The following is a 4,543-nucleotide window of genomic DNA, read 5'->3' as shown; positions in this document are numbered from 1 at the left end:
AAAGCATCGTCCGGATGGACCGAAGGCCGACCATGAACTAACAATCACCGTGGACCAATCAAGTTGGGCTGCTCACCCTCTCGGACCGTTGCGTTCCGTGCATCTCTCGCCGCGTATGAATTGGTCAGCATTGCGAAGGAGAGCGGCCGGAAGCGCCTTCTCGACATTGGCGGAGGCGAAGGCATCCACAAACGTTTCTTTGAGTCGCGTGGACTCGAGGTCGATGTGCTCGATCTCGCTCCAGGAAGGTGCAAGGTCGAGTATGTTGGCGACTATGAGGATATAGACGTTGCTGGGGAGTATGACTTCCTATGGCTCAGCCATGTACTCGAGCACACCCGTAACCCCGGACGGTTCATCGACAAGCTGTATGCAGACGTGCGCGAGGGCGGCTATGTCTGCGCAACGGTGCCACCGCTTCGCCAGAAGATGACTTTCGCGCATCCGGTCCTGTGGAATGGTGGATCGCTCTTGATCAACTTCGTACGGGCCGGCTTTTGGTGTGGAGACGCCCGCGTCGCAAGTTATGGGTACAACACCTCGATCATCGCGCGGAAAGATATTAGCAGGAGCTGGGATCATCCGCACGAGGCACTGCCCGACGGGCTCGAGTTTGACGGCGGCTATTTCAATGGCGACATCCGGTGGCTCAACTGGACCTGCCGCCGGTTGCCGCCAAACGACGTCGTGGGAGACTACGAGGGGATCCCCGTCGAGAAGGTCTGCGATACGATTGATCCGGTGGATCTTTCCACCTCATTCTTCTTTCGAGCCCACGACGCCCGGCGCGGAAAGTCATGGACCTTTTACTATGACAAGGCCTTGGACACCGCGATGCGTTGTGTCTAATCGTTCGTCTCACGGGACACAGCGTGCGCTGCCGGACACATGACCGGACCTTAGAGCGTGTTTTGGAAGCGTCACGCCGACCTTCTGAGGATTGTTGCGATGGCGGCGATGGTGACGAGGGTTTCGGCGACGGCGGTGAGCTGCTCGTAGTCTCGGACGAGGCGGCGACACTTCACGATCCACGCGAAGGTGCGCTCGACGACCCAGTGGCGTCGGCTGACGACGAAGCCGTTCGCACTGGGCGGGCGCTTGACGATCTCCAGCGCGACGTGAGTCTTGTTCTGCGCCCATGTCACGAGCCGACGCGCGTAACCGCCGTCGGCATAGACCTTCCCGACGAAGGGGAACCGGCTGCGCGAGCGCCGCAGGACGCCCTTGGCGCCGCTGCGGTCCTGCCGGTCGGCGGCGTGGACCTCGACGTCGAGCAGACGGCCATCGGTGTCGGTCATGATATACTGCTTGCGCCCGCTGATCCGTATCTCGGCGTCGCAGCCTCTGATACCAGCGCCTGATGATGCTGACTCACGCGAGGGATTCCCAATTTGGTCACGGGATGATTCAACATGGAGAACCGAGGGAGGGTCTCCATGGGAGCAGCAATCACACTGCGCGGCGACTTCACGGCGGATGATCTCCGGGCGCTGGCGAAGCGGAGCCGGGATGCGCGTCAGACGCGCCGGCTTCTGGCGTTGGCCTCGATCTACGACGGGGGCAGCCGGAGCGAGGCGGCGAAGATCGGGGATGTCGGCCTCCAGATCGTCCGGGACTGAGTGCTGCGCTTCAACGCGGCGGGCCCGGACGGCCTGTTCGACCGCAAGGCGCCGGGCAAGCCGCTACTGACGGATGCGCAGCGCGCCGCCCTCGCGCAGGCAGTCGAGGCGGGGCCGAGGCCGTATCTCGACGGGGTGGTGCGCTGGCGGCTGGTCGATCTGGTGCAGTGGCTCTGGGAGGAGTTCGGCGTCTCGGTCAGTCGCCAGACGTTGGGAAGGGAGCTGCGCGGCATGGAGTTTCGCAAGCTCTCGGCGCGGCCGCGCCACTATGGGCAAGATCCTGATGCCATGGCGGAATTCAAAAAACCTCCCCGAGCGGCTGGCGGCGATCCGGGCTGGGCTCCCGGCCGGGACCGAGCTCGAACTGTGCTGGCAGGACGAGGCGCGCGTAGGTCAGAAGAACGCGATCACCCGCCGGTGGGCGCGGCGCGGAACCCGGCCGCGGGCGCCGCACGATCAGCGCACCAAATGGGCCTACATTTTCGGGGCGATCTGCCCGGCGAAGGGCAAGGCGGCCGGGCTGGTCATGCCCTTCGCCGACACCGAGGCGATGCAGGTGCATCTGGCCGAGATCAGCGCCACCGTCGATCGCGGCGCGCATTCCGTCATCCTGCTCGACCAGGCCGGCTGGCACATGTCGGCGACCCTCGTGATCCCCGACAATATCACGCTGCTTCCGCTGCCACCGCGCTCGCCCGGGTTGAACCCGGTGGAGAACCTCTGGCAGTTCATGCGCGACAACTGGCTCTCGAACCGCGTCTTCACCAGCTACGACGACATCGTCGCGCACTGCTGCGACGCATGGAACAAGCTCCTCGACCGGCCCTGGAAAATCACCTCCATCGGCCTTCGCGATTGGGCGCACGGGTTCTGATCAATGAGCGATGGTATGAATCCCCCTTTTGATCGGCCGTCCTGACGGTCTGGCTGTCGATGATCGCGGCCGAGGGCGAGGCGTCGCGGCCATCCCGTTCTCGATCGGCCATGACCAGCGTGGGGTGGACGCGAGCCCACACGCCGTCGCGCTGCCAGCAGCGCAGGTAGTAGTAGACCCTCTGCCAGGGCGGGAAATCGTGCGGCAGCAGCCGCCACGAGCAGCCCGCCTGCAGCACGTAGAGGATCGCCTCGACGATCTCGCGCTTGTCGGCCTTGCGCGGGCGCCCGCCCGGGGCGATGCGTCGGGGATCATCGGCGCGATCACTGCCCACTGGGCCTCGGTCAGGTCGCTGGGATTGGCGCGGCGGCGGGCACGGCAAAGCATGGGCGTCGATACATCGAACTCAATCAGCAAGGTCGACACCCCATGATTCACACCTGAGCCCGAACGGGAATCCCTTTCTAAAACAATCTCTTATGTCGAGCTCGACAGGGCGGTAGTGAAGGATCTCCTGGGAAACGGCTGACGATACTCTGGCAGAACCAGGAGACCGCGCTGTCGGCGATTTCCAGGTTCGACATCTCGCAGCGCCGTTCCTCCCGGCTGGTGTGCGTCAATCCGAAGGCCGTTCGCGGTGAGCCGTTTCCGGACCAACCGGAGGTCTCCGCGCATGCGCGAGATCGCGGCAGAGAGGAGGCGCCTCGGCTACCTGCGGATCGAACGGATGCTCCAAGGGGGATCGGTCACCATAAACCACAAGAAGCTCAGGCGGCTGCACAGCGAAGAAGGCCTTGCCGTGAAACGACGGCACGAGAGCCAACGTGCGACGGGAACGTGGGAGCCCATCTCCAGTTGACTGGGGGACCCGACGGGCTCAGGTCAGCGGTTAACGATGCCCGCCGGGAGAAATAATCAAGATGCCCCGGACGGCGGCGCATTTTGGGGCGGCCTGAGATCTGCCTTAGCGCCGCGCAATGCGCCAAATTCCGGAAAGCCCTGTTCAGAGCGGCGAGGTTCTAGCCTGCTGGTGGAATTCCTGGAGACGTGCAACCTGATCTGCGAAATATTCCTCGTCGCATTCAAGAAAATTCGGGTTGCCGGCAAAGTGATTGGCCCAGTCTTCACTAACGCATCCAACCATCCGCGCCCTCAATTGGCCCTTCCGGCGTTTCTCACGGAAGACCCTTGTAAAGCCCGCGTCTCGCATCCACGCCGCACAGCATCCGATAGTTGGGCCGGACCAGTTTGTGACCCCGAAGAACTCGCTGGGATAGAACATAAGCGCTGGAAGAAGGTGGTCCGCTCCGGCAACATGCGTCTCGAGTAACAGCACACCGCCGCAGACTGGGCGGATCCGGTCGAACGCGAGAAGTGGATGCCTCAGGTGATAGAGCAGACCATAGAAAAAGACGACATCGAACACCCCGTCCCTAGCCGGATTGAGTTGATATACCGACCTAAGTTCGCGCCGCGCCTTGAAGCTAAACTCCTCCTTGATGCGGGCAAAATTCGAACTCTTGTCTGTCGAAGATTTTCGGGAGGTGATTTCGGTTGGGATGTTGTAACCCCAGTCGTAATTTTTATACTCATTGACATCGATTGCGAGGACGTCACTTGCGCCCTGCGTCTCGCTCCAGAATGACCAAAAGCCGTCATTTGCCGCGATATCGAGAACGCGCTTCCCGGCAATGGTTTTGGGCCCAATGCGAAAGAGGTTAGGATCCCTCGTGTGGTCCGTTGGCCCAGGAGTGATGCGCCCATCTGGAAGGATGATTTTCTGGTGGAAGTCATAACTGAGGATGTCGTCTTTCACGGCGCACTCTCCATCCATGGTCGCGGATACTTTTGCCCCGCTGGGCGGCGCAGTCTGATCGGTCCAATTGAATTGTTAGTGCATGGCGGGCATGTGGTCCATTGAAGTGATTGCCCCCGGTGGTGTCGGCCGTTAGCCGAAGCTGTGACCCCGCTCGGCTGAGCAGCCCAACTTGATTGGTCCACGGTGATTGTTAGTTCATGGTCGGCCTTCGGTCCATCCGGACGATGCTTT

General features: G+C 62.0%; 5 protein-coding genes and 1 pseudogene. 3 read left to right on the top strand and 3 right to left on the bottom strand.

All coding sequences use genetic code 11. From position 1 onward, the window contains the following. Positions 1-63 precede the first annotated feature (63 nt). Entirely contained in the window at positions 64-849 is a 786-nt protein-coding gene (locus M1105_RS20275; RefSeq protein WP_249582190.1) for a class I SAM-dependent methyltransferase, read from the top strand. Between the two features lie 71 nt (positions 850-920). On the opposite strand, the gene M1105_RS20745 is transcribed toward M1105_RS20275, so the two are convergent. Continuing rightward, the gene (locus tag M1105_RS20745) at positions 921-1,349 is read right to left on the bottom strand and encodes a transposase (RefSeq protein ID WP_406600647.1); all 429 of its coding nucleotides are present in this window, start codon (positions 1,347-1,349) and stop codon (positions 921-923) included. Positions 1,350-1,436: 87 nt separating this feature from the next. Here M1105_RS20745 and M1105_RS20265 point away from each other — a divergent pair. Beyond that, positions 1,437-2,493, top strand: a pseudogene (locus M1105_RS20265) (IS630 family transposase). Here M1105_RS20265 and M1105_RS20260 read toward each other — a convergent pair. After that, positions 2,453-2,827 (bottom strand): transposase, encoded by a 375-nt coding sequence (locus M1105_RS20260; protein ID WP_249582188.1) that lies wholly within the window; start codon positions 2,825-2,827, stop codon positions 2,453-2,455. The pseudogene M1105_RS20265 and the gene M1105_RS20260 overlap by 41 nt on opposite strands. A 339-nt stretch (positions 2,828-3,166) precedes the next feature. On the opposite strand from M1105_RS20260, the gene M1105_RS20255 reads away from it, so the two are divergent. Continuing rightward, positions 3,167-3,352, top strand: coding sequence for an IS3 family transposase (locus tag M1105_RS20255; protein ID WP_249582187.1), 186 nt, complete (start codon positions 3,167-3,169; stop codon positions 3,350-3,352). A 144-nt stretch (positions 3,353-3,496) separates the two neighbouring features. On the opposite strand, the gene M1105_RS20250 is transcribed toward M1105_RS20255, so the two are convergent. Continuing rightward, positions 3,497-4,309, bottom strand: a complete 813-nt coding sequence (locus tag M1105_RS20250) for a DUF1698 domain-containing protein (protein WP_249582186.1) — start codon at positions 4,307-4,309, stop codon at positions 3,497-3,499. Between the last annotated feature and the right edge of the window lie 234 nt (positions 4,310-4,543).

The organism is Thermohalobaculum sediminis (genome assembly GCF_023487995.1).
Taxonomy (GTDB): domain Bacteria; phylum Pseudomonadota; class Alphaproteobacteria; order Rhodobacterales; family Rhodobacteraceae; genus Thermohalobaculum; species Thermohalobaculum sediminis.
This window is presented reverse-complemented; position numbering and strand designations above follow the sequence as displayed.